This window comes from Nocardia sp. NPDC101769, assembly GCF_044766925.1.
In the GTDB taxonomy this organism is placed as follows: Bacteria; Actinomycetota; Actinomycetes; order Mycobacteriales; family Mycobacteriaceae; genus Nocardia.
Genome location: NZ_JBIWMX010000035.1, coordinates 1 through 26,142 on the forward strand (window position 1 = coordinate 1; position 26,142 = coordinate 26,142).

21 protein-coding genes are annotated in these 26,142 nt (G+C 65.4%); 18 read left to right on the forward strand and 3 right to left on the reverse strand.

Translation table 11 applies throughout. The annotated features are described in order from the left end of the window. Nucleotides 1–230: 230 nt before the first annotated feature. The 6 genes from ACIRRA_RS37380 to ACIRRA_RS37405 all read left to right on the forward strand — a co-directional run bounded on the left by ACIRRA_RS37380 (nt 231) and on the right by ACIRRA_RS37405 (nt 8,601). A complete protein-coding gene (locus ACIRRA_RS37380; protein ID WP_402778323.1) occupies nt 231–404 on the forward strand; it encodes a hypothetical protein in 174 nt (57 codons plus the stop codon). 2,088 nt (nt 405–2,492) lie between these two features. Further along, nucleotides 2,493–3,455, forward strand: a complete 963-nt coding sequence (locus ACIRRA_RS37385; protein ID WP_402778326.1) for a hypothetical protein — start codon at nt 2,493–2,495, stop codon at nt 3,453–3,455. Nucleotides 3,456–3,703: 248 nt separating this feature from the next. Continuing rightward, nucleotides 3,704–4,591, forward strand: a complete 888-nt coding sequence (locus ACIRRA_RS37390; RefSeq protein WP_402778559.1) for a ParA family protein — start codon at nt 3,704–3,706, stop codon at nt 4,589–4,591. Then, complete coding sequence (locus ACIRRA_RS37395; RefSeq protein WP_402778329.1) at nt 4,592–5,269, forward strand: hypothetical protein; 678 nt, start codon at nt 4,592–4,594, stop codon at nt 5,267–5,269. Nucleotides 5,270–6,657: 1,388 nt separating this feature from the next. Continuing rightward, the gene (locus ACIRRA_RS37400; protein ID WP_402778332.1) at nt 6,658–7,572 is read left to right on the forward strand and encodes a replication protein RepA; all 915 of its coding nucleotides are present in this window, start codon (nt 6,658–6,660) and stop codon (nt 7,570–7,572) included. Between the two features lie 51 nt (nt 7,573–7,623). Next, nucleotides 7,624–8,601, forward strand: coding sequence for a replication protein RepA (locus ACIRRA_RS37405; RefSeq protein WP_402778335.1), 978 nt, complete (start codon nt 7,624–7,626; stop codon nt 8,599–8,601). 7 nt (nt 8,602–8,608) lie between these two features. On the opposite strand, the gene ACIRRA_RS37410 is transcribed toward ACIRRA_RS37405, so the two are convergent. Together ACIRRA_RS37410 and ACIRRA_RS37415 are read right to left on the reverse strand one after the other, a co-directional pair. Continuing rightward, nucleotides 8,609–9,763, reverse strand: coding sequence for an FAD-dependent oxidoreductase (locus ACIRRA_RS37410; RefSeq protein WP_402778338.1), 1,155 nt, complete (start codon nt 9,761–9,763; stop codon nt 8,609–8,611). Nucleotides 9,764–9,875: 112 nt separating this feature from the next. Continuing rightward, complete coding sequence (locus tag ACIRRA_RS37415) at nt 9,876–10,643, reverse strand: MerR family transcriptional regulator (RefSeq protein WP_402778341.1); 768 nt, start codon at nt 10,641–10,643, stop codon at nt 9,876–9,878. A 198-nt stretch (nt 10,644–10,841) separates the two neighbouring features. On the opposite strand from ACIRRA_RS37415, the gene ACIRRA_RS37420 reads away from it, so the two are divergent. The 9 genes from ACIRRA_RS37420 (at nt 10,842) to ACIRRA_RS37460 (ending at nt 21,325) form a co-directional block, all read left to right on the forward strand. Next, complete coding sequence (locus ACIRRA_RS37420; RefSeq protein WP_402778343.1) at nt 10,842–11,294, forward strand: hypothetical protein; 453 nt, start codon at nt 10,842–10,844, stop codon at nt 11,292–11,294. 51 nt (nt 11,295–11,345) lie between these two features. After that, nucleotides 11,346–12,239, forward strand: coding sequence for an ROK family protein (locus ACIRRA_RS37425; protein WP_402778346.1), 894 nt, complete (start codon nt 11,346–11,348; stop codon nt 12,237–12,239). Nucleotides 12,240–12,424: 185 nt separating this feature from the next. Beyond that, nucleotides 12,425–13,561, forward strand: coding sequence for a GAF domain-containing protein (locus ACIRRA_RS37430; protein WP_402778349.1), 1,137 nt, complete (start codon nt 12,425–12,427; stop codon nt 13,559–13,561). A gap of 119 nt (nt 13,562–13,680) precedes the next feature. Next, on the forward strand, nt 13,681–14,631 hold the full coding sequence (locus ACIRRA_RS37435) for a conjugal transfer protein (protein WP_402778352.1): 951 nt from the start codon (nt 13,681–13,683) through the stop codon (nt 14,629–14,631). An 18-nt stretch (nt 14,632–14,649) separates the two neighbouring features. Beyond that, nucleotides 14,650–14,916 carry a hypothetical protein gene (locus tag ACIRRA_RS37440; protein WP_402778355.1) on the forward strand — a complete coding sequence of 89 codons (267 nt, stop codon included), beginning with the start codon at nt 14,650–14,652 and terminating at the stop codon, nt 14,914–14,916. 47 nt (nt 14,917–14,963) lie between these two features. Further along, on the forward strand, nt 14,964–15,404 hold the full coding sequence (locus ACIRRA_RS37445; RefSeq protein WP_402778357.1) for a hypothetical protein: 441 nt from the start codon (nt 14,964–14,966) through the stop codon (nt 15,402–15,404). Continuing rightward, entirely contained in the window at nt 15,404–17,926 is a 2,523-nt protein-coding gene (locus ACIRRA_RS37450) for an ATP-binding protein (RefSeq protein ID WP_402778360.1), read from the forward strand. The genes ACIRRA_RS37445 and ACIRRA_RS37450 overlap by 1 nt, the downstream gene beginning before the upstream one ends. A gap of 2 nt (nt 17,927–17,928) precedes the next feature. Then, a complete protein-coding gene (locus tag ACIRRA_RS37455; protein ID WP_402778362.1) occupies nt 17,929–20,397 on the forward strand; it encodes a hypothetical protein in 2,469 nt (822 codons plus the stop codon). 46 nt (nt 20,398–20,443) lie between these two features. Beyond that, complete coding sequence (locus ACIRRA_RS37460) at nt 20,444–21,325, forward strand: hypothetical protein (RefSeq protein ID WP_402778364.1); 882 nt, start codon at nt 20,444–20,446, stop codon at nt 21,323–21,325. Here ACIRRA_RS37460 and ACIRRA_RS37465 read toward each other — a convergent pair. Next, nucleotides 21,297–22,061 (reverse strand): hypothetical protein, encoded by a 765-nt coding sequence (locus ACIRRA_RS37465; protein WP_402778366.1) that lies wholly within the window; start codon nt 22,059–22,061, stop codon nt 21,297–21,299. The two genes, ACIRRA_RS37460 and ACIRRA_RS37465, sit on opposite strands and share 29 nt — an antisense overlap. Here ACIRRA_RS37465 and ACIRRA_RS37470 point away from each other — a divergent pair. The 3 genes from ACIRRA_RS37470 to ACIRRA_RS37480 all read left to right on the forward strand — a co-directional run bounded on the left by ACIRRA_RS37470 (nt 22,048) and on the right by ACIRRA_RS37480 (nt 26,100). Next, nucleotides 22,048–22,830 (forward strand): NlpC/P60 family protein, encoded by a 783-nt coding sequence (locus ACIRRA_RS37470; RefSeq protein ID WP_402778368.1) that lies wholly within the window; start codon nt 22,048–22,050, stop codon nt 22,828–22,830. The two genes, ACIRRA_RS37465 and ACIRRA_RS37470, sit on opposite strands and share 14 nt — an antisense overlap. A gap of 253 nt (nt 22,831–23,083) precedes the next feature. Further along, nucleotides 23,084–24,310 (forward strand): FxsB family cyclophane-forming radical SAM/SPASM peptide maturase, encoded by a 1,227-nt coding sequence (locus tag ACIRRA_RS37475; RefSeq protein ID WP_402778370.1) that lies wholly within the window; start codon nt 23,084–23,086, stop codon nt 24,308–24,310. A gap of 38 nt (nt 24,311–24,348) precedes the next feature. Beyond that, on the forward strand, nt 24,349–26,100 hold the full coding sequence (locus ACIRRA_RS37480; protein ID WP_402778373.1) for an HEXXH motif domain-containing protein: 1,752 nt from the start codon (nt 24,349–24,351) through the stop codon (nt 26,098–26,100). Nucleotides 26,101–26,142 lie beyond the last annotated feature (42 nt).

Here is a 26,142-nt window from a genome sequence, read left to right on the forward strand (position 1 = left end):
AGCTTTACGGGCACCCGGTCGAGACTACCCTCGGATGTTACGAGACTACCACGAGGGTATCCGATACGCCCGAATGATGGAGAACCTCCGCACCCGCGAGATGAGCAGTGGCGCCGCCGACGGTCCGAGGAGGTCAGCTCGATGGTCCCCCTTGGCTGCGGGAGCAATTCGAGGACCGACCGCGCACTGCGCGGGGGGACTGCTCTGATGGCCCAGCGTTGTGTGCTCGCGTGACCGCCGGAGATGTGGATGCGCCGCCAACCACCTACCTTCCCTCGATACGCCGCATCCTGCTCGGGGCTGTGAGCTCCATCGCCCTTGTCGCGGCTGGCGTCTTCCCGCTGATCGAGCACGCCTCGCTCGGTCACAACTCGTTCAAGGCCGTGTTCGCGGTGCGATCCTGACGCTCGCGTGCGGCCAACCCGAGCGTTGTCCAGCAGTGAAACCGAACGCCCAAAATCCGACATCACCGCTGTTCCAGGCAATTTCGTTGTATTTCGCGCGATTACTACCGGGACCCCGTGGTGTGGTGGCAGGGATCTCGCTACGGGGACGGCACCCGCGGGCCCGGGTTCTACCGGTGGGAACTGGTCGAATGGCTGGAAGTGCTCGAACGGCGGTCAACTGGATCAACGCAGGGGTGCCATCCGGTTGTCCCTTTTCAGTTGTGGCCTCGTTGTGTCGGGCACCTGACATCTCGTGTCGCCAGCGCACCTGAGCTTCCCCATGGGTTCTGGTGCGCCATTTGCGCAGGTCAGCAGGCAATTGCCCCCCATTTCCCCGTGGAGCCGTTTTTGACGCGAAATCGGGTATGGACACCATTTAGGCGCTTCGATCGCCCCACGGCTCAAATAGGGCACATTGCCGCTCTCGCCAGGGGCTGAGGCACCGGAATATGGCCGAAACCGTCAGCTTTGTCCCGTGAGCTAGCATCCTTTCAGCAATCACCATGCCACGGGTGTCTCACCCGGGGACGGGGCGCTCGGGCAGCCGGTGGAGGATGAGTAGACGCGATGTCGCTCCGCTCGACGCTATGCCGAGGACGTTCGGATCCACTCGACATCACGGTCTCGGCCCCCGAATCGACAGCATAGTTCGCCGACATCCCCACCGAGGTCATCGTCTCGCTGCCTTTGGCCACCGCTCCCCCATCAAGGCCGGGCGTCCGTTCGCCGTGGCGACCACGCCGAGGAGGTGAGAGGTTCTGCGCTCCGACCCGGAGGATTCCAACACACCTCTCCCGCACCGGGGATCGGCGGCACAGGGCAATTCGGGTAGCTCATTGCTCGATCGTCAGACTCTGCACCCTGTCGGGTATCGACGAAGCGGCGACACAATCGAGCCCTTGCACGAGTTCGCAAAGCCGATGACAGGTCGGCTGCCTGCCAGCAGTACTCGGAGCCACGATCGCCGCCCACGTCCGGCATCGCATTCGACCTTTTGGTTCCCCCCGAGGTTCCGGCGGATCGGCACGATGCACGGTGCATCTCGCCGCTATAGACAATCCACTGGGTGCGGCGCACAAGACTTCGAATCGTGCCGGCAGCTGCGGCACGGTGTTACACCGCCGTAGTTGCGCGAGGGTCCGCGCATTGCGGTCAGAACCAGCTGCCACGCCGGACGCTTGCCTCTGTCGGTCGTGCTCTGCCGATCGCTCATCGGATCCTTGTCCACTCCCCCCAGTCTGCTTGTCCGCCATGCCCTCCGAAAGGCGCGTACCTATTGGTGTTGCCGACGCCGGTACAAGACCGACGAACCGCCCGGCAGATACAGTCGTCAGCGCACACTCTCCCCGGGCACCGACATGTAGAGCATGCTTCGATTCCGACGAGTCCTCGTCGTCGGATCCCGTTGCCCGGGTAGCTCGAATCCAGCCGGTTATCGGAGGTCTTCGTCACTCCTGAGCGAGGCGCGCCGCGCGCGGTACCGATTCGCTTTCGCCTGAATCGATCCCGCCATTGAAGACGAAGGGCGCAGCCCTCCTCGTGGCAATGTGAACCGGGGACCGGGCTGCTTCACTAGACGCTACGAACGAGGCGATAGAGGTCGGCTAGGCATCCGTGTGGGCAGCTCTGCCCCAACTTCTGATTCCTGACGCCGTCTGTCAGGTCGGGCATTGATTTCGGGTTTCGCGCTAGACTTCGGCGCAGCAAATACACGCCGAATACGTAACGCGGAGAGGAGGAGTCATGACGGAGCAGCCCGCGACTGTACACCTCCCATCGGCTTCGATTCCTTCCTCCTCCAGCGCCCGCAGATGCCCCCGATCCTGTCCGGGCACGCAAGCTAATCTGGCGATAGAAAAACGCCTCTGCCTGCGAGTTCATATACATACACGCAGTCTGACCGTCTATGGCGCCATCAGCGTGACCGTAGCTAACGTCGTACGTACGACAGCTTCACCGACTGAATGTACGACGTTAGATGCGACAGTGTGTGCGACGTTAGATGCGACCTTGTCTTCGGGCGCTTTGCGGACCAGCGGAGGTGCGATGTCCTGTGCCGACTGTGCGATCGATTGTCAGACCTGTCGACATGCCGCTCAATTCACTTTGTCGCAGGTCTTCCGGACCGTTTCACAATATGCCCTATGCACGAAGGGTGCTGAGACCACTGCAATGGTCTTCAACTTAGCCTTCGATAGTTCCATTGGAAGCACTCCTGACATGGCCGCATTTCTAGTCAGGTTTGGCGCATCCACACGGGTGGGTCAAAAGATCGCCGAACCTGGTCGTTTTACGGATGCCTATCAGGTGTTTGCACAGATGGATTCAACGCCCCTGTATGCGGTCTCGTCATCTACGTGTGTTCAGACAGTGAAGAATCCGGCACAGAAGCCACTTGTGTCGACACGAGAATCAACCGTGACCACCGCCGGTCGAATGGTTATTCCTGTCGCATCATTTGATGGGACTTCTCCGGCCGACCGTTCGACACCAGCAACACCTCTACAGAAGGTAGCTGGCTGGACCGCACTTACGAAGTGTGCATATGTGTTTTCAGGGATCTTCATTCGGGACGTCGACAATACTGCTGATACGAAAGTTGAGAAGGTCGACGAATCAGCCGTCAGCATGGCGAGCACCAGGCTCATCGAACATGACATACGTCATGGTGTTCATATGCCCGGAAAACCTGCGGTTCCTCGTGCAGCCAGATATGCATGCCAACTTGGCGAACACGATGCCCGTGCCACCTACCTTCCAATGACAGCACCCATCGACAGACACGATGCCTCTTCTCTCACCTCGCATGCGCACCAGCGAAAGATCGCTGATATGCCCAGAAATCCGCCCTGTACTCCTGAAGCAGACGTGACAGCTTCAAAGAACGCCGGCGCTACCTCGACAGAGACCCTGAAACCAACCGCTGGACAGGAGATCTCGAACGCTTCTGTCCGGACCAGCAGCCCGGTATGTCGTGCGAGCATGAAGAAGGCGTCCTGCCGGGTCTGATGCGGGGGTGACACACCGGGCATTCGGATGATGGTCTTCGCTGTCGCATCAACTTCCCGTTGATTGCTCGGACGCCGTGCTGAAAGGCAGATACGTTGCCCGGGATAGGCATTGACGATCTGATAGCCCTCGTGACAGAACCGTCTGACGAGTGCGACACACCCCCTTCCGGTTGTTGTTCGTGAGGTGATCACTCGGGTAGCGTCGCTGGCGTGACAAGTACGCGTTTGCTGCCCGTTCCCCGCGCCGTGAGACGAACCATCTTGGTGGCCAATCAGAAGGGGGGAGTGGGCAAGTCGTCGATCGTCGCCGCCATCGCGGTGGCTGTCGCCAAACGGGGCAAACGAGTACTCGTCGTCGACGCAGACCAGCAGGGCAACTGCACCATCCGCGATCTCGGCGTCAAGGGTTCCGACGAGGGCCGCTCCCTGGCCATGGCTCTCCAGTACGGGTCCGCGCTCGAGCCAGTGCTCGATGTCCGCGAGGGCCTCGATGTGGTCTGCGGGGGAAAGCTTCTGGCCATGGCGGGCACCGTGGTGTCCAATGCTGAGCAGCACGGGATCGACCCTCGCCACAACCTGCTGACCGCCCTGGAGGCACTGGTCGAGTCGGGTCGCTATGACCTGGTGCTGATCGACTCGGGCCCGGGGGACCGTGGCGTCCTCGACCTGCTGTTGCAGGTGGTGAGCTGGCTCGTCGTGCCGACCAAGGAGGACGACGGCAGCATCGACGGCGCCGAGTTGCTGGCCCGCCGGTATCTGTGGGCCCGCAAGAACGGTGCGCTGGTCGAGCTGATGGGAATGATCCTTTTCGATTGCAATCCTCGTGCCGTGCGTCGCAACGAGGACACTCTCGGCAAGATCATGGATCTGCTGGACGGCACCGGGATTCAGCCCTTCCGGAACTTCATCCGCCAGGACAAGGCGACCGCGCTCGACGCGCGAGCATTCCACCTGACCCCGGAAGAGCTGATCAACTTCACGCCGCCGAAGGCCGGAGACAGCGCCGGCGGCGAGGACGGCCCGACCAAGCGATGGTCACGTGACACCGAGCCGCTGGCCTCGGACTATCAGGCCTTGACCAAGGAAATACTCGTTCGCCTGGCTACCGGCGAACGCACGAAGGAGGCTGTGTAAATGAGCCGCAAAGGGGCTTTCAAGGCCGACGATCTCGACGACATCGACGATCTGCTCCCGCCGCCTCCACCCGTCGCCGCGCCGGTCGCGCCTGTCCCTACGCCCGAAACTGTCCGCGTCGACCCCGTCGCGGCACCGACCGCGGCAAAGTCGACCCGCAAGGTCCCGGCTAAGGCCGCCGCCGAGACCGCGACTCCAAAACGGCCGCGCCAGACCGCTGTTCGTGCCCGCGCCACTCAGTCCACGCCCGAGGCCCATGTCGCGGCCGTGGTCGCCGAGGCGCTGCGCCAGGTGACCCACCGTGAGAAGCAACAGCGTGGACGTGGCCGCAGCTACGGCGAGGTGGTGCTCGACGCCATCGAGCAGTTCGAAACCGAGCTGCGAGACCATTTCGCCACCGCGGCCGCCGCACAACCCAAGGGGCGGTTGTTTCAGCGCGTCGACCACTCTCGTCCGCGGCGGCGCCGTCACGCCGAACCTCCGGTGAAGATCCCGCTCGCCGGGATCATCACCACCGACGTCGAATCGCTGGACACCCTGGCCGAGGAGTGGCATGCAGGCAGTCGCAGCGCGCTCGTGGACCAGGCACTGAAGTTCTATCTCGCCGAGGAGATCGCTGAACGCGCCGGTGACGCCGAGGACTCCGAGACCTCGGCGGACAACTCGGCAGCGATCTGACCCGACTGCACAGCAAGGCTTTCGGGGCGTGTACCCCCTCGGTGGTACACGCCCCGAACTATCGGCACAGTGCCGCGAAGGTACGGCTCTGCCTCGTTGGCCCCGAGAATTCGCTGTGCGACAAGACGACTGCGGGGAGGTGCGTGCCCAGGGGCCTCACGGCGAAAGTGTCAGCGGCCGCGGTTGCACTGGTGACGTGCCGCGAAAACGCTGCGGGTGTCGCCAGTGGTTGGTCATGAGGTGCGATCTTCGAACGGGGTCCGAAAAAGCGAGCCGGGAACAGGGTCGGTGTCCGGTGGGTCTCGACCGAGCGGACATCACGCCCTGGCCCGGAAGGGAGGGAGTCCGGATCCTGGTTGCGGACAGTGTTGCAGGACAACCGATTCCACCGCGATCAAGTGTGGGTGGACGGATCGGACGCTCGGAGAAGAAGTTTCACGGCTCGGACGGCCGGGACATTTGGGGGTGTGGCCGTGCGAGGTCTCTATCCACAGCCTCCGCCACCCTACTACAGGAATCTCTTCTAGGAAAAGAACTACATGGGGCCGCGATTTATGGCGTGTCACCTGCGGAAATACCGTGTCGGTGTCCGCAAGTTATGCGTGCGGTGTCCGCAAGTTATGCGTGTGGTCCTGGGAAAACAGTCTCGGGCCTGTCCGCGAGATATGCGTGAACAGAAGCCTTTTCGGCCACGTTATCCACAGGCTGAGTCCCCACGCGTCCGCAGGATATGCGTGGATAACCGCAGCGATCGGGTGTCCGCATCTTATGCGGAGCTACTCGTGATCGAGCACGCATAAGACACGGACGCGCCGGAGCAGAATCCGGTCGCCACCAGCACCGAGCTGTTCCAGCCCGGTGGCGCGACCCGTCATGGCCACGCATATCTCGCGGACGCGAGTTATCCACCGTCCGCGAGATATGCGCACGCCATGTCCCGATGTCCGCAAGGTATGCGCGCACCGCGGTCGAACGTCCGCAAGATATGCGCGCACCGCGGTCGAACGTCCGCAAGATATGCGTGGCGATCGTGGGGCGTCCGCAAGGTATGCGTATCGGGGGAGTGGTCGGGCGAGGTGTACGCACCGGGCCGGCGGACGTCCGCAAGGTATGCGCAGCCGACCGCCGGTCAGCGCGTGTCCGCAAGATATGCGTGTCCAGACCCCTGTTCCAGAGGCCGGAATCCAGGCCCCTGACCGCGGCGGTGTCCGCAAGTTATGCGTAACCGCCCACACAGTGGTGGCGTGTTCACCAGCGGATGTCCGCAAGATATGCGCGTTGGGCAGTGCGGAGAGGCTCTGCTACCGGGGGGTGTGGGGGAGAGAGAACCGAACACACGGGGCCGGGGTGAACTGGCAAATCCCGGCGTACGTGCAATGCTAGGGACCATGCCGCGACCCAAAAGATCTCCTTTGGACATCGTGCGCGCTGCCGCCGAGGTGTGGGATGGCGAGCAGGAGGTCGGCTACCTGGCTCGTGTGTTCACCCAGACCTCACTGCCGTACCGGGATCCGGGTGACGTGCCCGCCTGGGGACGGCGCAACGGAGACCTGTCGCTCACCGTGCAGCCCGGGATGACCACCGACGAGAACAACAAGCCGCAATCGATCGGTTACCCCTACGGCACGATGCCGCGCCTGATCCTGACCTTCCTATCGACCGAGGCGGTCCGCACCGGATCCCAGGAGATCGTGCTCGGCGACAGCCTCACCGAGTTCATGGGCTCGATGGGCCTGACCGCGACCGGCGGGAAGAACGGGTCGCTGACCCGGATGCGTACCCAGTCGCACCGGCTGTTCAACGCCACCTTGACCATCGAGTACAAGGGCGACGCCAACCGGCGCATCGGTGCGAAACTCTATGTGGCCAGCGCCTACAACATCTGGTGCGGCAGCGACGACGAACAACCGTCGCTGTTCACCTCGACGGTGCGGCTGAGCGACGAGTTCTTCCGCGAGGTGACCGCCCATCCGGTCCCCCTGGACATGAACGCGATCAAGGCGCTGGGCGGATCGGCGTTGCGCCTGGACATCTATGCCTGGTTGACCTACCGCATGTTCTCGGTGAAACGGGAAACCACGGTGCCGTGGGAGTCACTGATGGTGCAGTTCGGTTCCGCCGCCGACAGTTCCGATCGCCGCCGCCGTCACCAGTTCCGCCGCGATTTCACCGCCGCCCTCAAGCAGGTCGTGATTGTCTATCCGCAGGCCAATGTCGACACCACCGATGCGGGAGTGGTGCTGCGGCCCGGTCTGCCGCACATCCCGATGGCTCCCGGCTTCCGCGCGCTGGCGCGCCCCTGAATCGATGCTCCCGGGGTTCTTCCCGGTGACGGCGTCAACTCGGCTGGGCGAGTGGCGATTTCGACTCGTATTCCAACGGCTGGGAAGTCTCGAAACTCATGCGAAGCTAGGGCTGTGTCACGACCGAAACGCAGCCCGCTGGACATCGTGCGTGCTGCCGCCGAGGTGTGGGATGGCGAGCAAGAGGTCGGATATCTCGCCCGGGTGTTCACCCAGACCTCGCTGCCCTACCGGGATCCGGGTGACGTACCCGCCTGGGGACGGCGCAACGGAGACCTGTCGCTCACCGTGCAGCCGGGCATGACGACCGACACGAACAACAAGCCGCAGTCGATCGGCTATCCGTACGGGACGATGCCGCGGCTGATCCTGACCTTCCTGTCGACCGAAGCGGTGCGCACCGGCTCCCAGGACATTGTGCTCGGCAACAGCCTGACAGATTTCATGAATTCCATGGGGTTGGCTGCGACCGGGGGGAAAAACGGATCGCTCACGCGCATGCGCAATCAGTCGCATCGTTTGTTCAACGCGACCTTGACCATCGAGTACAAGGGCGACGCGAATCGCAAGGTCGGTGCGAAACTCTATGTGGCCAGCGCGTACAACATTTGGTGTGGTGGCGAGGAAGAACAGTCATCGCTCTCTGCCTCGACGGTGCACCTGAGCGATGAGTTCTTTCGTGAGGTGACCGCCCATCCGGTCCCCCTGGACATGAACGCGATCAAGGCCCTCGGCGGTTCAGCTCTGCGACTGGATGTCTACGCCTGGCTCACCTACCGCATGTTCTCGGTCAACCGCGCAACCACGGTGCCGTGGGAGTCGCTGATGGTCCAGTTCGGGTCGGCCGCCGAATCCAGCGATCGCCGCCGTCGTTATCAGTTCCGCCGCGATTTCACCGATGCACTCAACCAGGTCGTGACGGTGTACCCGCAGGCCAATGTCGAGCCCACCGATGCCGGCGTGGTGCTGCGCCCGGGCCTTCCGCACATTCCGATGGTGCCGGGTTTCCGGACGCTGGCCCGCCTCTGAAAGCCGTTCAGAGTTCGTCGACGAATGCGGCCGCCTCGCGTGCGCAGCCGTAGGCGATCGTGACGCCGGAGCCCCCGTGCCCGTAGTTGTGAATCACCGGGACGCTCGGCCAGCAATCGGTGTCGAGCTCGAGACGGACCTCTGCTCTGCCCGGGCGCAGACCGACCAGTGTTTCGATGACCCTGCACTCCGCCAGCCGCGGCGCCAGATCACGGCATCTGTCGAGGATCGACTGTGTCAACTGCGGATTCGCGGTGGTGTCCCATCGATCACGATCCAGTGATCCGCCGAGGATGCAGTCGTTCTCCCGGGGATGGACGTACGCGCGTCCGAGCGGGTGCGCCTCGTCACGAATCGACACCGACAGGCCCGGATTGGTCACACGCACGATCTGGCCGCGGATCGGATAGGTTTGCCGATCACCGACCAGTTCGCTCGCGCGCAACCCCGCGCAATTGACGACCACATCCGGTGCCAAGTCCGCGAGATCATCGAGCCGGCGCACCTTCCGATGCAGCCGATGCCCACCCGCGGCATCCACCCGATCACGAAGGTACGGAAGGTATGTCGGCATCTCGACGAACGGGACGGCAAACCGGAAGCCGAAGTGGTAGCCCAGCGGCAACTCACCGCGGTCGGCGGTCCGAAAAGCGCGGACGCTGCTCGACCACGTAGGTACTACGGGGTCTTCCCGGTACAGGGCCAGCGATTCCCGCATCCTCACCCCCGGCGTCTCCTGCGCGGCCAGTGCCTCCAAATACTCGAATGTTTCAGCACCCCAAGCGTGCACTCGCTCCGTCGGCCCCGCAGCCGTGGGGAACCACACCGCCGCAGAGAGGAAAGACGTTGTGGCTGTGATTGATTCGTCGCTGATAATGGTGACTTCATGCCGCCGGCGCAGCAGCTCCGCGGCGGTGCCGAGGCCCGAAATCCCTGAACCGATCACAATCACCCGCACGGCGACGAGCGTATCGACCACGGCCGCACACCTGTTGCCAGCGGTGGTGAGAAGCTGCCCGCGAAACCGATAGTGTCGTCGGTCCGACAGCTGGAGCCCTTCCGAGAGACGGGTCGAACGCCAATATCTTCGGAATCGATGCCACCGAAGGCTTTCGAGCTCGTCGTCGCCCTGCCCCCGATGCAAAGGGCATGCACTCGCCATCTCATTGCCCTACCATCCATTCAAGGACAGGGGGCCGTAGGAGAAAGCGTACGCGTTGTTCTTGATGTGGATGAGGCTCGTCGGTTTCAGCTTCGATCACACCGTGACGGCACTACGGCAGGTGCTGGCCGAGGGATCCGTCCAGTGGCGACGACGGCTCTTCCTTGCGGCACAACGCCTGATCGACCAACTCGGCAATCGCACGGGTCGTCATCAGCCGGCCAATCGCCAGGTTCGTCTCGAAGGTGGTGCGGTCCTTCGGTCCTCGCTCGGATTCCGCATACGCTTTGCCCGCCAGCGGATACAACAGCGCTTCGGCATACCGCTCCACAAGTCGATCGCAGTCGAAGCGCAGCCGCTCGACCAGTTCCACCGCGGTCGATACGGCCAGGCCCGCATCGACGAGCCGGGTTGCCAGATCACCACACCGCGGGTTCGACAGCCGGTAATCATTGAGTGGATCACCGCTGGAAGCGAGTGCCCTTCTCAGGTAGTCGGGCAGGTCGGGGGAGTGCTCGGAGATCTGCGGCGTCACCGGTTCTCCGCCCTCGGGCTGGTCGGTGACGCCCAGAATGTCGGCCAGTCCGTCACCGCGGTCCCAGGCATCCAACAGCTCACGGATGCCGTTGAGCTTCATCCCGCGGCTGAGCAATCGGCTGATGGTCTGCAGTCGGTCGAGATGGTTGTGTCCGTAGTAACCTATGCGTCCGCGAACATCGGGTGACGGTAGGAGCCCGCGCTCGTGGTACACGCGGACACTGCGCACGGTGGTGTCCGCTGCCCGCGCGAGTTCATCGATCGTGTACTCCACTGTTGTGCTCGTCCTCGCGATCAAGTCGGCAGGTTCACGACGACACGGAGCTAACGCGCCGTCGTTCAACGATGCAACAGAACTACGCCCAAGTCAATGTCCCGTTAGATAACGGGAAAAGCCTTGCGGGGTCCGGCAGGTCTCCATTAACGTGCGAATTGCCGGCCATGGCAGCCGGTTTCCGGGGACTGTAGAGCAGCCCTGACGCCCGTCCGATCAGTGGGGCACTCCAAAGCCTTTGTGCCCTCGCATCATCCGGAGACGGCTATGAGCTTCACCAATGCCCCTGTACTGGACAGGGCTACCCGTGCGACCAAGACGACCAACAGCCCGGTCCGGTCCAATCGACCGCCGTGCTCGGAGGGGCCGAACGACTGGGACCTGGATATCGGCACACCAGATGCCTGGCGCGCCGCGGTCGAGGTCTGCCGCGGCTGCCCCCTGCTGACCGAGTGCGCGCAACTCGCGCAGGGATTCATCGATCGCGGCGACGCACCCCGCTCGATGATCTGGGCGGGGGTGCCCTACGACAACTCCGGGAAGATCGTCGAGAACCTGGATCGGCACCGCATCGCCCCTTTCGATCGGAAGCGGCCCATGCGGATCATCCGCACCGGCACCAGCCCCGGCCCCTCACACCACGAACTGGCGTCGTCGGCTCCACGCCGCCACCTGGTACTCGGTCAACAGTTGCGCCCGACCGGTACCGATGGCGGATAAGCCCGGGGACGGACCCGATTCGATGAAATTCCTTCTCATCAGAGGCGATTCATGACCTTGCTGGCACTGGCAATCGGTGACGGTCAATTCGCCGCCGCCCAGATCGCGGCGGGCGCCGACGCCGATCAGGTCGGCCGGATCCCCCAGCCGACCCGGGATGCGTGGCCGGCCTGCCGGGACCTGCTGCTGGACAAGGCGGCGGGTACCAGCGTCAGCGCGGTGGGCATCGCGTGCAGCGGACCGATCGATATGGCGACCGGAGTGGTGGCACCGAGCGAGATCCCCGAATGGCGCACCGGGTTCGGGATCGTGGAGGCGGTGCGCAAGACCTTCCCCAGTGCGGAAGTGAACCTGGCTCTCGACGGTGTGTGCCTGGCCTTCGCAGAGCGGAGTTTCGGACCTTCGCGAGATGTCGTGGATTCGGTGGTGATCTCGGCATCCACCCACATCAGCGGTGGGCTCCTGATCGGTGGGTACACCGTCGTGGGCCGCACGGGCAACGCCGGAAATCTCGGTCATACCCTGGTTCCGGGCTTCGACGAGCCCTGCGAATGCGGCGGGAGGGGCTGTCTCGACGCCGTGGCCGGTGGTGCCGCCCTGCTCCGATGGGCTCGTACGCAAGGCTGGCGGGGAGACTCCGCGACCGAATTGGTCCGCGCGGCCGACCAAGGCGACCACCTCGCCCTCGCCGCCGCCGACAGAGCCGGCACCGCGCTCGGCCGTGCGATCGCGTCGGTCGCAGTCCTCCTCGACATCGACCTGGTCATTGTCGGCGGCAGCCTGGCGCTACCCGGGAACGCGCTGTGGCGACCGCTCGGCAAGGCGGTCGCCGAGCACGCGAAACAGTCCTACCTGACGACCCTGCGAGTGGTTCCCTCCACGCTGGGCGAGGACGGCGTGCTGATCGGGGCCGGCGTGATCGCGGTGGCGAGCGGGTCGCGTTGAGGCGCGGGTCTGGGGCCGTCATCGCTCGGTGATCACTTGGGCGTTGCCAGGCATCGCTCCCGACCGGCACACGAAAGTCCGTTGAATGAGCCGCTAAATAACGGTACATTGAATTCTTGCCCTCCTCTGTGGGGGGTCGAATCCTCAGAACGGCTGGTACGGCGGGAACGATGCAGGGTAGCGCGGTGATTCCATGGGTAACGGCGGAAATCCTCACGCCGGACGCCGTCTCGGTGGCCTCGGTCGGAGGCGTGCCGCGCGGCTTCGCTGGATGGCAGCGAGTATTGCAGCGGCAACTGGCCAAGACCCCGGCCCTGTACGACGGGGTGACGACCTCGTCGCTGACCGACGCCGTCCAGGTCGCTCGCGAATTGGCCCAGGATGTCGACCTCAGGATTCCCACCAAGTCCGGACCCCACGCGCTGCACATCAGGCCGGTGCTCGGTCCCAACCGCGATGTGCATGCCATACGACTGTGGATGGGTCCCGCCAGAGCGTCTGTGCCGCAACCCGGATTGGCGATCGGCGCCATTTGGGACCTCGATTCCCAGACGATCGCCGTGCCCAGCGGTTTCGCGGAACTCACCGGAATCTCCCCGGCGGAATACGCGCCGCGGATATCCATCGCCGAGCTGTTTCAATACGTCTCGGGATTCGATCGCCACATCGAGGTTCTCGATCTCCTCGCTGATCCCAGCCCTGGCGCGAAACTCCAGTTCGTGGGGTCGGTTTCGCGGGGCGCGGGCCACACCGGCCGCTGGTGCGTGACGATCCGTGCCCGCAACGATGAGCATGGTCGCGGTGCCTGGTTGCTCATCGAGGATGTCACCACCAACCAAACGGTCGATCAGTGGCCGGACCTCGAATGTGTCGGCCTGCGGGAGTCACACCGCCGAGCCGGTACCCACCTCGCGGTGATTCACCTCGAGCACACCGGGATCTCGCACTGGCTCACCGACCCGGCGCCATGGATCCGGTGGGATTATCTGTTCCAGCCCGGCGATGTCATCCACCCCGACGAACGAGTTCATCTCGCGCAGATGGCCGATCATGTTCGTGCCGGACACACGCTCCGGGCGACGGTGCGCACCCTCGACTACACCGGAGGCTACAGCCCGAGCTCGGTGGTGATCTACCCCTATCCGGGCTACTCCAAACAGCCCCTGGCCCTGGTCCAGTTCGACGCGATCCGCGACGTCGCATCCATGCCCGAACTCGCTGTGGTCGGAACTGGAAATAGTAGTTATTCGCGGCAGGTCGGATACGACGAACAATTACGGCATCGAGTTGCGGAACGAATGCGTCGAACTCCCGTGCACTGACTTTTTCCCAACTGTGGGGACACGCTTGAATTGGATTCAAGCGCCGGGTCTCTACCATTTCGAGAGTGAATACCAGAGGCGGCAGGCGAGCGGAATCCGGTGAGGCTCTGCTCCGTAGGATGTCGGTGCGTCGCCGCCGTGAGAACATCATCGTGGCCGTGCTGGCATCGCTCGCGGTACTCGGCGGCGGCCACGCCATACTGGACGCGTTCTCCACGCCTCCGCCCGGACCCTCGGACAGCTCGACGATTTCGCTCATCGGACGCGAACGCCTCGCCGAATGGTTCGCCCGGGAATTCATCGTCGTCTACCTCAGCGCCACCGCCGGCCAGCAGGACAAGATCGCCGAATTCGTCGGCGGTACCGGACAGGTCGTGCTGCCGACGAGCGCTCGGCAGGTGATCGACCCGGCCGTCGTGTACGCGACGCGGAGTGTGTCGAACGGCGACATCGATGTCTGGACCGTGACCGTCTCCGTGCGAATCCCCAAACGTACCGGGTCCACCGACGATGCCCGCCAGTACTACCGGGTGGCGGTATCGGTGGTGGGCGGTCAACTACGAGCGCTGTCGCTGCCGGCCGTGGTGGAGCCGCCGGCCCACGGCTCGGACCTGGTCCTGAACTACGCGACCTCGTGCACGCAAGGCACCCCGCTCGCGGAGGTAGCGGGCGGATTCCTGCAGGCGATGTTGACCGGTTCCGGTGACATAACCCGTTATGTCACCACCGATTCCGGGATCTCCGCGCTGCGGCCCGCGCCGTTCACCACGGTGGAAACCGCCGCGGTCAGCGCCGACGACTCGGGGTGCGGCGCCAGCACCGATCGAGCCCGGGTGCTCGCGACCGTCAACCTCAAGACCGACAGTGGCGCGGCACCGGCTCTGACCTACCCCTTGACCATGGTCCGCGCGGCCGGTCAGTGGCAGGTGCAGGCGATGGATCCCGTTCCCGCTCTTCGGTCTCCGCTCCAAGTCGCCACCGATCAGGGGCGCGAGACCTCCCCGCCGTCCGCCTCGGCGACGCGGCCACCCTCGAGCGCGGCGCGGATTCCGCCGCCGACGCAGAACTGATCGGGAAAGGAATTCCTTATGGGAACCAATATAGAGTCCATTCTCTACCTGATACTCCAAGCGGTTCGATACATCGGTATTCTGATCCTGATCATCTCCAGCATGGCGATACTCATCTCCGAGGCTGCGAAGAACAAACTCTCGCCCAGCAAAATTCTGACCGTTGTCGGATCCGCGATCATTGCCGCACTGCTGTTCTGGGTACTGCCCAACCTGATCTATTACGCGAGGTCGGACACCGGCAGGATCGTCCCGGACCGCCAAATCGGGCAATACGGGCGATGAGTCAAGTAACCATCAAGGTCTTCACCCCGGTGAAGCGTGTCCCGACCATGATCGGGAAGGCGCAGAACGGGCAGAAGCTGCCGTTCGGTCCCTATACCCTCCCGCAGGTCGCGGTGGCCGCGGTGCTGCTGGTGGTGACGTCGATAGGCTGTATGTCGCTACCGATCAATCCGGCCATCACATTCATCGCGGGACTGGTGATCACCGTGGTGACGGTTTTCGCCATGGGGCTCATCCCCTATACGGGCGTTCGCCTGACCTCACGTGTTGTATGGGTCGGCCGCTTGATCCTGTCGCGAGAGCCGGTGTCCGCCTCCGGTATGCCGGTCGACGCGGCCTCCGCCGGCAACACCTTGTTCATCGAAGAATCCGTGGTCGTCATCCTGCCTTCCGTCGCAGCGATCGAGCCACCCTCCGGGCACTCCGGGGTCTCCCTGCTCGAAATGCTTGTGGGAGACCGTAGTCCGATGACAGAAGGCAGGCTTTGATGGGTTTCGATCGTGATCTGCAACCGACCGCGGCAATCAGGGGCCACCTCCAGTTCACTCACGCGGGTTTGGTCACCGCCACGTATTTCATCAGCCCGCTCGGCTACGGCTTGCGCAAGTCCAGCGACAAGTACGAGGTCAAGGCGGCCCATCACGCACTGATCAACAGCTTGCCCAGCGGGTCGCTGCTGCTCGGGATCCAAGCCGGCCTCAACACCCGGGACGTGCTGAGCAAAATGGTGGAGGGTGTCGATCTCGACGAATGTGAGGCCTACGCCGTCGAGGTGGTCGCCGCGTTCGAGCGGGTGCGGGCCATCCGGCCCCAGACCCGTATGTTCCTGCTGTCCATACCCGTCGGCTCCACGAATCCCGGGGTGTCGTCCCTGTCGCGGCTGTGGCGTGGCGGCACCGCGTCCGCGGATGCCGCCGCGATCGCACGCTCGGACCTCGAGGCCTATGAATCGAAGGCGAACGAGATCCTGTCCCGGATCGGCGGGGACTTCGACCCGGTCCCGGTGCCCGCCGCGCTGTTCCAATGGCTGTGGGAGCACTACCTTTCCCGGGGCGCCGACGGTGATCCGGTCGCACCGACCCGGGAAGGGGTGCTCGACGACGCGACCGCGGCGGTGTTCCGCTCCGCCGCGCTCGACGAAGGGGCGCGAGCCGACAGCGGTCGGCGCTTGCGCCCCTCGTTCGTCCCGGTGATCAAGGTTGTCCAACCCGATCGCGAAGTCCCGCCCTCGTATCAGGCCATGCTCACCCCGCACTCGTTTCCCTACTCGGGCATGGCTTTTCCCGGCGGCAGCGAATTCCTCAACGTACTGGAGGGACTGGCCGCCGAGGTCACCGTCGACTGGGGAATCCGGGTATCGACCAGACCCGCCGACCAGGTGCTGAAGAACAACGAGACGAATCTGCGGCGGCTCGGTGAGCAGATGGACCAGCGGGATCAGGAAGTGTCGTTCGCGCACAACACCCTGATGTCGAAAGCGCAGATGCTCGGCGAGTACAACAATCACTTCGAGATCAACGGCGGCGAATCGGAGGTCTCCTTCACCACCGTGATCGCCGTGGGCGGCCGCGACCGGGAAGCGACCATGGACGCGGTCAACACCCTCAAACGTCGGTACAAGCGGTTTCAGGTCGACCTGACCGCACCGCTCGGCGCGCAGCTCGATCTCTGGTCGATGCTGGTGCCCGGCAGTCCGTCGCGGCGCGCCTTCGACGACTTCGCCCACATCGTGCCCTCGGACATGTGGGCCGGTTTCGTGCCGTTCACCAGCAGTCAGGTCGGCGACGACAGCGGTCCGGTGATCGGAGTCAACCTGATGTCGGGGCATTTCGAGCCCATTCATTTCGGCATCATGGAGGCCGCCCTGCACGACCTGTCCGCCTCGTTCGCGGTCACCGGCGAACTCGGTTCCGGCAAGTCGTATCTGCTGAAACTCGTTGCGGCGCTGGTGAACGATATGGGCGGCCAGTTCCTGGCCATCGATCGCAGTCAGGTCGGGGAGTGGGAGCATTTCGCCACCGCCATCGACGACGCGGTCGTCATCGATCTGGCCAACCCGACGATCTCGCTGGACCCGCTGCGCCTGTTCGCACCGCAGGTGGCCGGCGAACGAACCCTCGATTCCATTCTGCCGCTGCTGGATCTGTCGCCGACCTCGGGCGCGGGCGCCGCGGCCAGCGCCCTGCTGACCGCTCGCGGCATCGCCGAACACCGCATCGCGTCGCTGCTGGATCTCTACCATGTGGTGCGGCGCCTGCGCGACGAGCCGGGCGCCAATCCCGAATACGGTGATCTGGCAGCGCGTTTGGGCACCGTCGCCGATCGTGTTCCGGTGTTGTTCGATCCGCAGCTGCCGCCCCTGCGACTCGACGCTGCCGCGACGGTCATCCGGAGCCACAATGTCGCCCTGCCGACCGCGGAGGAACTCACCACTCCGCATCTCTACAACCGGCTGCCCTTGACCAAACGGCTGGGTACCGCCCTCTACGAACTCGTCGGGGTGGCCGCGCGGGAGGCCTTTCTCAGCGACAACGGGCGATTCGGCCTCCTGGTGGGGGACGAGGCGCACCACTTCACCCAAACGCAGGTCGGCGCGGCGGTCACGTCGGACTTCAGTCGAGACGGCCGAAAACACCTGGCAGCCATCGCCTTGGCCTCGCACGACCCGGCCACCGACTTCCAAGGTGCCGCCCACAATCTGATCCCGAACCGGTTCGTCTTCCGTCAGCGTGACGAAACTCTGGCTCGCAACAGTTTGGAATGGCTCGGGGTCGATCTCGACGAGGCACCGTATCTCTTGCAGGTGCTGCGGGAGGAAACCTCCCCGCCGGTCGGTGTCGGCCGGCAGGTGCCCGAGGAACGCCGCGGCGAGATGTTCATGCGCGACGCGCTCAATCGCATCGGCCGCGGCAAGGTGCTGGGTCCCGCACGGCCCGACCGGGCGGCCGCCATCACCAGTACGCCGGGGATATCACGGGTCGGCGCGGCCGGTCGGCGGTCGGCGGGGTGACCATGAACGACAGTGAACGCCACCATGATTCGGCGGGGACCGCCGCCCTGTTCGACCCCGGGCGGTTCTGGGACGAGCGCCGCTGGCGGCCGAGCGCGGTCCTGAGCGCGGCGCGCGCCTGGGCCACCGTCACCACGCTGCGCCGGCGGACAGTGATCATCACCGCGGTGGTCATCGGGCTGTTCGTCATTCCGGGAATCCTCGGCGCGATCGCACAGGCCGAGACCGGCGGCGAAACCCTGGTCTCCAACAGCGCGCTCAGCTGGATGTACATTCGAGATTCCGCGGGTGTGGACCTTTCGAACTACGACCTCGCCACCGACCTCAAGCCGGACATCTTCAACTTCGATCTCAAGGGCGCCGGGATCGTCGTGATCCTGTCCTTCGAGTTCAGCGGCTGGATAATGGTCGTGGGCGGTGGCATCTGGGTGATCGGTTACGTGCTGTCGTTCCGCTGGCTCGAGATCCTCGTCATCCCGCTGCGCACCGTGTCCCATTCCCTCACCGGCACCATCGCGACACCGTTGATGTTGATCACCGCGGTCACCGTGGGCGGCGGGTGCGTGGCCTGGTTCGTGCTGCGCGGTCAGCCCGCCAAGGCCGCCGTGCAAGTGGTCACCATGGTGGTGGTCGCGGTCATCGGACCGGTGTTCCTCGCCGACCCGCTGGCGAGCGTGCTGTCCCCCGACGGCTTCCTGAGCCGCGGCCGCGACGTCGGTCTCACGGTCGCCGCCGGACTCAACGGCGACCGCTATACGCCACCGGCGCAACTGATCACGACCATGCAGACGCACATGGCCGACAACTTCGCGCGCCACCCCCTGCAAGTCTGGAATTTCGGGCATCTGATCGACAACTACCCGGTGTGCCGTGACGCGTGGACGAACGCAGGCCTGACGGGTCATGAGGGCGCCATGCTGGACGTGTTGAAGACCTGTGACAAAAATGCCTACTGGCACGTCGAACATCCCTCCGTCGGGCAGCTGGGAACCGGACTGCTCCTGCTGCTGAGCGGCATTCTGCTGCTGGCGTTCGCCGTGGGCTTGGCCTTGCGGATCGTGCGGTCGGCCCTGGATGCGGTCTACCACGGTCTGCTGGCCATCTTCGGTTTCGCCGCGGGGGGATTCATCTACGGCCAGAGCCAGACATTCCTGGTCCGAAACATCATGGACGGATTCTTCTCGGCCGTCCGAATGTGCGTAGAAACCATGTTCCTCGGCGTCTACATCTTTATCCTCGGCGATATCTTCACCTTGGTTCACGGCCAGGTCATGGAAGCTTTCTTCATCGCTTCGTGCCTCCAAGTCGTCGCGATCAGCCAGCTCAGACGGCTGTCGAACAACATCGATCGCGGAAACGACTGGGTGGCAAACCGAGTCGCGCTACGCCTGCAGGCCGACGGAGGCAACGGACTCGCCCTGGGGATGGGCTCGATCGGCGCTCACTGGCACATGCCAGGGTTCATGGGCTTGATCGGCAACACCAACTCAATCCTCGCTAGCGAGTTGATCGGGCTCGCGATGCTCAGGCGCATCGGTCGAGGGATAGGTCATGGGGTAGCAGGGAATGGTGGCGGTCAAGGGGCCCCGCCCGCGGCCCCGGCGGCCGCACTTGTTCCCCCGATGCCCGGCCCCGCGGGCCCCCTTCCCCCCGCTGCTGGCGGCCCCCCCGCTCCCGGTGGTGGACCTGCTCCCGGTGGTGGCGGGAACCCGGGGGCACCCGCGGCTCCGCCCGGTCCCGGGGCCGGGCGGCCAGCCGCCGCCCCGCCTACGTACCCAGCGGTACCCCCGGCTCCGCCCGGTCCTAGGCCGTGGCGGCGCCCCGCCCCCCCGCCGGCCACCCCGCCGGCGGCCGGCCCGCAGGTACCCGTTACTCCACGCGGCGGCTGGGCGGTACCGGGCCTCATCGGACCGGCGGGCCGGATGGGCATCCCGCCGGGTACGGGCGTAGGTTCGCTCTCCGCCGCCATGAGAAACGTGCAGGGCCTGGCGGCGCGGGCCTACGCCACCGGAAACCCCGCACACATGGACGATTACGTGGCCGGGCTGAACAACCTCCACGCGATGTCGTCTGCCTTCCGTGACGCCAATATCGGGGGTGCCCAACTCGGCACCGAAGCCCAACGGCAGTTTGTCGACCAATTCCTGGCCAATCCCTCCCGAGACGATCTGGTGGCCCTGGGCCACTTCGCCCACGGCACGGACTTGACCGGGCTGCCCGCGCCGATCGCCGCGCGGGTCGCGGCGATTCAGGGCCAGGGGATCGACAGTTATGAGGCGCGACGCATCTGGGCGGGAATCGGCTATCGGCACGCTGACACCGTGCATCAGGCCATCGCCAATCTCCAGGGGCAGTCCTTGACCGACCCTCAGACCCTCGCGGACTTGAGCACAGCGATGAGGGCCGTTGATCACGCCGCGATGATCGGAGAACAGTGGGCGCCCACCGGGATGCCGTCGATCTTCCGATAGGTCACTTCGCACGAGTCGACCGGACTACTTGCTTGGAGGGCAGGTCATGGGACTGGGGACACTGCTCGGTGGAATACGCTGGCGGCGTCTGGGTCTGGGGATCACACCCGTCGTTTTGCTGCTGCTCCTCGCCGCGATCATCGCGGTCCTCGGTGGCGCCACCGAGGCCTTCGGTGTAGGCCACTATCAGTGCGAATCGGCGGTCGGACCCGACCCCGCGATCACGGAGACCCGCACCGTCACGCCGTCGGCTCCGACCGGTGGCACGGAGTTCACCACGACGATTCCGCCGACCGCCAACCCCATGGCCGAGGCCACCATCGCACCGGACAATACGACGGCGTCCCAGTGGGAGCGGGACTGTGCGAGCGCGATGCGGTACGCACCGCCTCAGTTGCCGCCCCTGCGGACTCCGTACCGGGGCTTCGCCGCCGAGTGCGCCCGGCAGGCCGCGCTCGCACAGCTGAACCGTGACACGAAAGCGAACTCGCGGGTCGTCGATCAGGCGGTGATGACCGCGGCGGTGATCCGTACCGCTTCGCTCGGTGCGCTGAGCGGCGTCTGCCGGCCGGCGACCACCGCCGACACAGACTCGCGACAATCCGGAGTCGGCGAAAGCCCGGTGGCGCAGGATGATTCGGCGACGGCTCGATGTCAGGATCCGGCCACCCGGGCCGTCATCGTCTTGCCGGAAACCCTCGGCGTCCAGGGATTCTGCGGGCAACGGGTCGAGCCTTCAGCGGTCTCCCTCGGGGATCTGGTGTTCTGGGACTACGCGCACCGCGGTCATGTACCCGGTCGCGTCGGTGTCTGGATCGGGCCGAACCTCATCGTGAGCAGCGATCCGGTCTCCGGACAGGCCCAGGAGTCGGAGATGCCCACGGGGCGTGATGTTCTCATCAAACGGGTACTCGGAGGCCTGCCATGACGAGTCTCGAACCCGCGGGTGAGATCGGGGTCGCCGAATTCGACACCGAAGCGGTGGCCGACACCGCAGCGACCACCGAGACCGGCCGGAAGACCCGAATCCCGCACTCGACCCCGTGGACCGTCCGGACGAGCGTCCCGTCGCCGGTCCAGCCGGCGGCGCCCGCACGATCTCCTTCCAGCGAAGCGACATCCGCCGTGTCGGCCGACGCTCCTCCTGGTGTGTCGCGGCCGGCCGCGACAACCGTTTCGGCCACGCCGACCGGGCCGACCGCGGTCACCGGCACCTCGGCGTCCCCGTCCGCAGCGGCCCCTCCGGCACCGGCAGCGCCGGCGGCCACAGTGCCACCGTCAGCGAATGCTGCTGTCCAACCGCGGAATCCGGCCTCCGCACCGATCTCGGCGAGGATCCCCCGGGGCACCGGTATCGGGGGACCTCCGCCGCTGGACACGGCCCAACCGGCCACATCCGGACATTCCCTGTCGAACATGCTCGCCCCGCTGCTGGCATCGGCCCTGGCCGACTCCGCGAGATCGAGAGCGACACCTGCGCCGTCACCCACGACCGCCAAGGTGCCGAGTGGCACACTCGGCCCGCGAGCACAGACCGCGCTCCAGGCGGCGCAGCAGACATACGGCACCCGGCAGACCACGCCGCCGACACCTACGAATTCAACGTCCGGCAGTGCCCAGACGCCTGGCAGCGCGCAGCGGACCGGCGCCATGACGGGAGCCACCGCGGCGGCGGTGTCGGCCGCGCAGCTCTATCAGCGCAATACCGCGACCTCCTACTACAACATCGACAGTCAGCTGGCCGTGTACCTGGATGCGCTCGCCGGATATCACGATCTGGATGTCGCCGCGGTGAAAGGTCTGCTCGGCGACCTCAATGCCGCGCTCACCGCCCTCGGCCCGTCGGCGTACACCCCCGCCGGTCAGAAACGTGTTCACGACATCGTGACCCTCGCGCTCGTCGCGGGAGACAATATCGTCACCGGCGGGCACGCGACCGCGGGTGACATCGCCGGGGCCATCGATCAACTCACCGCCCTGTTCCTCGACAACATCGCCGGAAAGCAGCACGGCGGAGTCACGCTTCCCAACGCGCCCGCCGCCGCACTGCGGCAAGCCGCATACACACAGTCGAGCACACCCGCCGCCGTCCAACAGACGATCTCGGTAGCGCTGTCGGAACTGGGAAAACCGTATGTCTGGGGCGCCACCGGGCCCGATTCCTTCGACTGTTCCGGATTGATGCAGTACGCCGCGGCGACCGCCGGGATCTCGATCCCGCGCACCTCCCAGGAGCAATACGCGCAGCTGCCCCCGGTGAACCCGGCCGACATCCGCCCCGGGGATCTGATCTTCCTCGAGTTCAAGGCCGACGGTCCCAACCACGTCATGATGTACCTCGGTAACGGGCTGTGTGTCGAGGCTCCGCACACCGGCGCGAATGTCAGGCTGACTCCGTTGCCCGCCAGCTTCGACGCCCGGCGACTGCCCTAGTGACGCCGCGGCCGTACGACCGGTAATCGCCTGTGCCGCTGCGTCATTCGTGTGGTGCGCGGGACCACTCGCGGCTCGGGAAATCTCGTCACCAGCGAATTCTCACGCGTGGGGAGCGGTCGCTGCGACCGCTGCCGCTGATCGGTATGGTCGTGCGCACCGTCTGTTCACCCGTCAATAGATTCAGGGCGGCGGGTGGGCAGCGGTCTCGAACTCGTCGCCGCTCGACTCCGACGGCGAGAGGACCGGATCGATGGAGCAGCTGGCCAGCGAATTGCCGTGGCCCACTTGGGGACTGGACTTCGCCGAGGTGCGCCGCGGGGGCTGGCGGCCACTGGGATTCCACGAGTTCATCGTGAAGGTCCACGGCCGTTGCAACCTGGCGTGCGACTACTGCTACATCTACGAAATGGCCGACCAGAGTTGGCGTTCCAAGCCCAAGGTCATGAGCCGGGAGATCTTCGCCGAGTCCTGCCGGATGATCGCCGATCATGCCGCTCGGCACGCCCTGCCCACGATCGGGCTCGTCTTCCACGGTGGTGAACCCCTGCTGGTCGGGCCGACCGAGCTGGAATACTTCGCGCGCACCGCGACCACGATCATCGGTTCGAACAGCAAGGTGCGCTTGGGAATTCAAACCAACGGCGTGCTGATCGACGACAACGTCCTGCGCGTCTGCGAGCGGTGGAACATCCGCGTCGGAGTCAGCCTCGACGGCGGTGAGCACGACCACGACCGGCACAGGCTCGACCACGCGGGCCGCGGCAGCCACGACAAGGTCGTGGCCGGACTGGACCGATTGCTGGCACCCGCGTACCGCCACCTGTACTCCGGGCTGTTGTGCACCATCGACCTCGCCAACGATCCGGTGCGGACCTATGAGGCGCTGATTCGGCATGATCCGCCCACCGTCGATTTCCTACTGCCGCACGGAAACTGGACCACACCACCGCCCGGCCGTGTACCGGACTCCACCGCGACGCCCTACGCCGACTGGCTGATCCCGATCTTCGACCGCTGGTACGGCGCGCCGGAGCTGGAAACCCGGGTGCGCCTGTTCGACACCATCATTCAACGGCTGTTCGGGCGCCGGGCCGGTTCGGAAGCCATCGGCCTGGAACCCATCCGGGTCGCCGTGTTCGAAACCGATGGCTCCCTGGAACAGGTCGACGAGCTGAAGTCGGCCTTCGAAGGCGCCGCCACACTGGCGATTCGCGGCGACGGCAACCCGCTCGACGCGGCACTGTGGGAGCCGGCGATGGCGGCCCGCCAGATAGGTGTCGCCGCGCTCGGCGACACCTGCCGCGCCTGCACGCTGCACACCGTGTGCGGCGGCGGGCATTACGTACACCGCTACCGCGAAGGCGTGGGCTTCCGCAATCCCTCGGTGTACTGCCCCGACCTGATCGCCCTGATCACCCACATCGAAACCCGGGTGCGCGAGGACCTCGGCACTGCCCTCGACCGGACCACGACATGACGTGCCGCTCGCAACCCCGAAGACACAGGAGACGCACCATGCCCGCAACGGCGCACGACCTCGGCGACATCGTCATGGACCTGAGCTCCGGGTACGGCTCCGAGGACAGCGTCGCGGCGCTCAACAGCGGCATGCTCGACATACGAATGATATTGCTGCGCACCCTGATCGGCGGCCTCGACGCGGAGACGGCCGCCGAGGCCGGAATCCCCGCGGCATACCGCACGCTCGCGGAACTGCAATCCGAACACCCGGAAACAGTCGCGGCCCTGCTGTGTTATCCGCACACCGGCCCGTGGCTGAGCCACACGCTCGCCCGCATCGCCGATCCGGGCGACTCGCAGATTCCGCTGTGGGCCGACTGCGGCTATCTCGGATGGCTCGCGGCAGCCGCCGGCCTTAGCTGCCGGCTCGAAGGCGCCGTGCGGCTGGTGGTCCGTAACGGGGTGGTCATGCTTCCCATGCTCGGGCTGGCCCGGCTCGAATCCCCGGACTACCACGGGCACTGTGAACTACGGTGGACCGCCAGCGGTGCACTGACCTTCACCTGGGAGGCGGGCAGCGTCGAAATCGATACGGTGACAAGCGAATCGCATCCGAATTGGTCGCCGCTGCGCTGGGTGCGCGCGGCCGACGGCGAAACGAAGGTGTGGCTCGACGACCTCGACCCGTTCCGGCAGCTGGCGGCGACCTCGGCCGAGCCGCCGAGGCTGGACACCGAACAGGCCCGGCATTGGCAGCGCGACTTCGCCGACGCCTGGCGACTGCTGCGCGACAATCTGGAGAACTGCGTGCCGCCCATGCGCGAGACCCTGCGCAGTCTGGTCCCGCTCAGCGCGAATCCCTTGGTGGCCAGCACCAGTCACACCGCCGCCGAGGGCCCCGGCTGCGTCTACACCACCGCGCCCGCCGACGGCTGTCAGCTGGCACTGACCCTGATCCACGAAATCCAGCACTCCAAGTTCAATCTACTGATCGACCAGGTGCAGCTGTTCGACGCCGACCCCGCCTGCCGGTTCTACGCTCCCTGGCGTGACGACCCGCGCCCGATCCTCGGTCTGCTGCACGGTATCTACGCCTTCTTCGGCGTCACCGACTTCTGGCGGGTGCACCGGCATTCGGACTGCCACGGCTCACAGCAGGCCCACGCCGACTTCGAACTGTGGCGCCGGCAGGTGAGTACGGCCACCGCCCAGGCGCAGACCTCGGGACTGCTGACCGCGCAGGGACACCGATTCGTCGACGCCCTCGCCGACGCCATGCGCCCGTGGGCCGAGGAGACGCTGCCGCCGGCCGCGAAACACGCCGTCGCGGAGGCGATGACCGCGCACCGGACCTTCTGGCGCGTCCGCAATCTCGCCCCGGACCCGGCCTGGATCACCGACCTGGCCGCCCGCTGGGCCGCGGGCCGCCCGCCCAGCGCCGAGGTCCCCGCCGTGACCTACCTCGACCAGCGATCGATCCCCGAACACCACCGGCGGCTTCCGCTCGCCGCCCAACTGAAAACGACGGACCGCGCGGCCACCCCCGGCCGCCTGCCCGGACAACCGGACGGCGATAGCGCCTACCTGGCCGGATACCGCAGCGAAGCGCTCGCCCTCTACACCCGCGAACTGCGCACCGATCCACTGCGCCCGCAAGTGTGGGCCGGATTGGCTTTGATCGTGCCGAAGATCGACGGCACCCGGCACGGCACGATTCTCGGTCTGCGGCCCGAGGTCGCGGCCCACCTGTACGACGCCACGGGCCCGGACACCGACATCGCGGCCCTACTGCGCTGGCTGGCATGAACCGTGGCGGCTGACATATCGGAAAGGTTGCGCTCTTCAGGT

What these genes read in the sequence shown, in the direction of transcription:
- ACIRRA_RS37455 (WP_402778362.1), top strand. Translation starts at nt 17,929, where the DNA reads ATGAACGACAGTGAACGCCACCATGATTCGGCGGGGACCGCCGCCCTG.
- ACIRRA_RS37475 (WP_402778370.1), top strand. Translation starts at nt 23,084, where the DNA reads ATGGAGCAGCTGGCCAGCGAATTGCCGTGGCCCACTTGGGGACTGGAC.
- ACIRRA_RS37460 (WP_402778364.1), top strand. Translation starts at nt 20,444, where the DNA reads ATGGGACTGGGGACACTGCTCGGTGGAATACGCTGGCGGCGTCTGGGT.
- ACIRRA_RS37410 (WP_402778338.1), bottom strand. Translation starts at nt 9,763, where the DNA reads ATGGCGAGTGCATGCCCTTTGCATCGGGGGCAGGGCGACGACGAGCTC.
- ACIRRA_RS37385 (WP_402778326.1), top strand. Translation starts at nt 2,493, where the DNA reads ATGTCCTGTGCCGACTGTGCGATCGATTGTCAGACCTGTCGACATGCC.
- ACIRRA_RS37425 (WP_402778346.1), top strand. Translation starts at nt 11,346, where the DNA reads ATGACCTTGCTGGCACTGGCAATCGGTGACGGTCAATTCGCCGCCGCC.
- ACIRRA_RS37480 (WP_402778373.1), top strand. Translation starts at nt 24,349, where the DNA reads ATGCCCGCAACGGCGCACGACCTCGGCGACATCGTCATGGACCTGAGC.
- ACIRRA_RS37395 (WP_402778329.1), top strand. Translation starts at nt 4,592, where the DNA reads ATGAGCCGCAAAGGGGCTTTCAAGGCCGACGATCTCGACGACATCGAC.
- ACIRRA_RS37470 (WP_402778368.1), top strand. Translation starts at nt 22,048, where the DNA reads ATGACGGGAGCCACCGCGGCGGCGGTGTCGGCCGCGCAGCTCTATCAG.
- ACIRRA_RS37420 (WP_402778343.1), top strand. Translation starts at nt 10,842, where the DNA reads ATGAGCTTCACCAATGCCCCTGTACTGGACAGGGCTACCCGTGCGACC.
- ACIRRA_RS37400 (WP_402778332.1), top strand. Translation starts at nt 6,658, where the DNA reads ATGCCGCGACCCAAAAGATCTCCTTTGGACATCGTGCGCGCTGCCGCC.
- ACIRRA_RS37440 (WP_402778355.1), top strand. Translation starts at nt 14,650, where the DNA reads ATGGGAACCAATATAGAGTCCATTCTCTACCTGATACTCCAAGCGGTT.
- ACIRRA_RS37435 (WP_402778352.1), top strand. Translation starts at nt 13,681, where the DNA reads ATGTCGGTGCGTCGCCGCCGTGAGAACATCATCGTGGCCGTGCTGGCA.
- ACIRRA_RS37450 (WP_402778360.1), top strand. Translation starts at nt 15,404, where the DNA reads ATGGGTTTCGATCGTGATCTGCAACCGACCGCGGCAATCAGGGGCCAC.
- ACIRRA_RS37445 (WP_402778357.1), top strand. Translation starts at nt 14,964, where the DNA reads ATGATCGGGAAGGCGCAGAACGGGCAGAAGCTGCCGTTCGGTCCCTAT.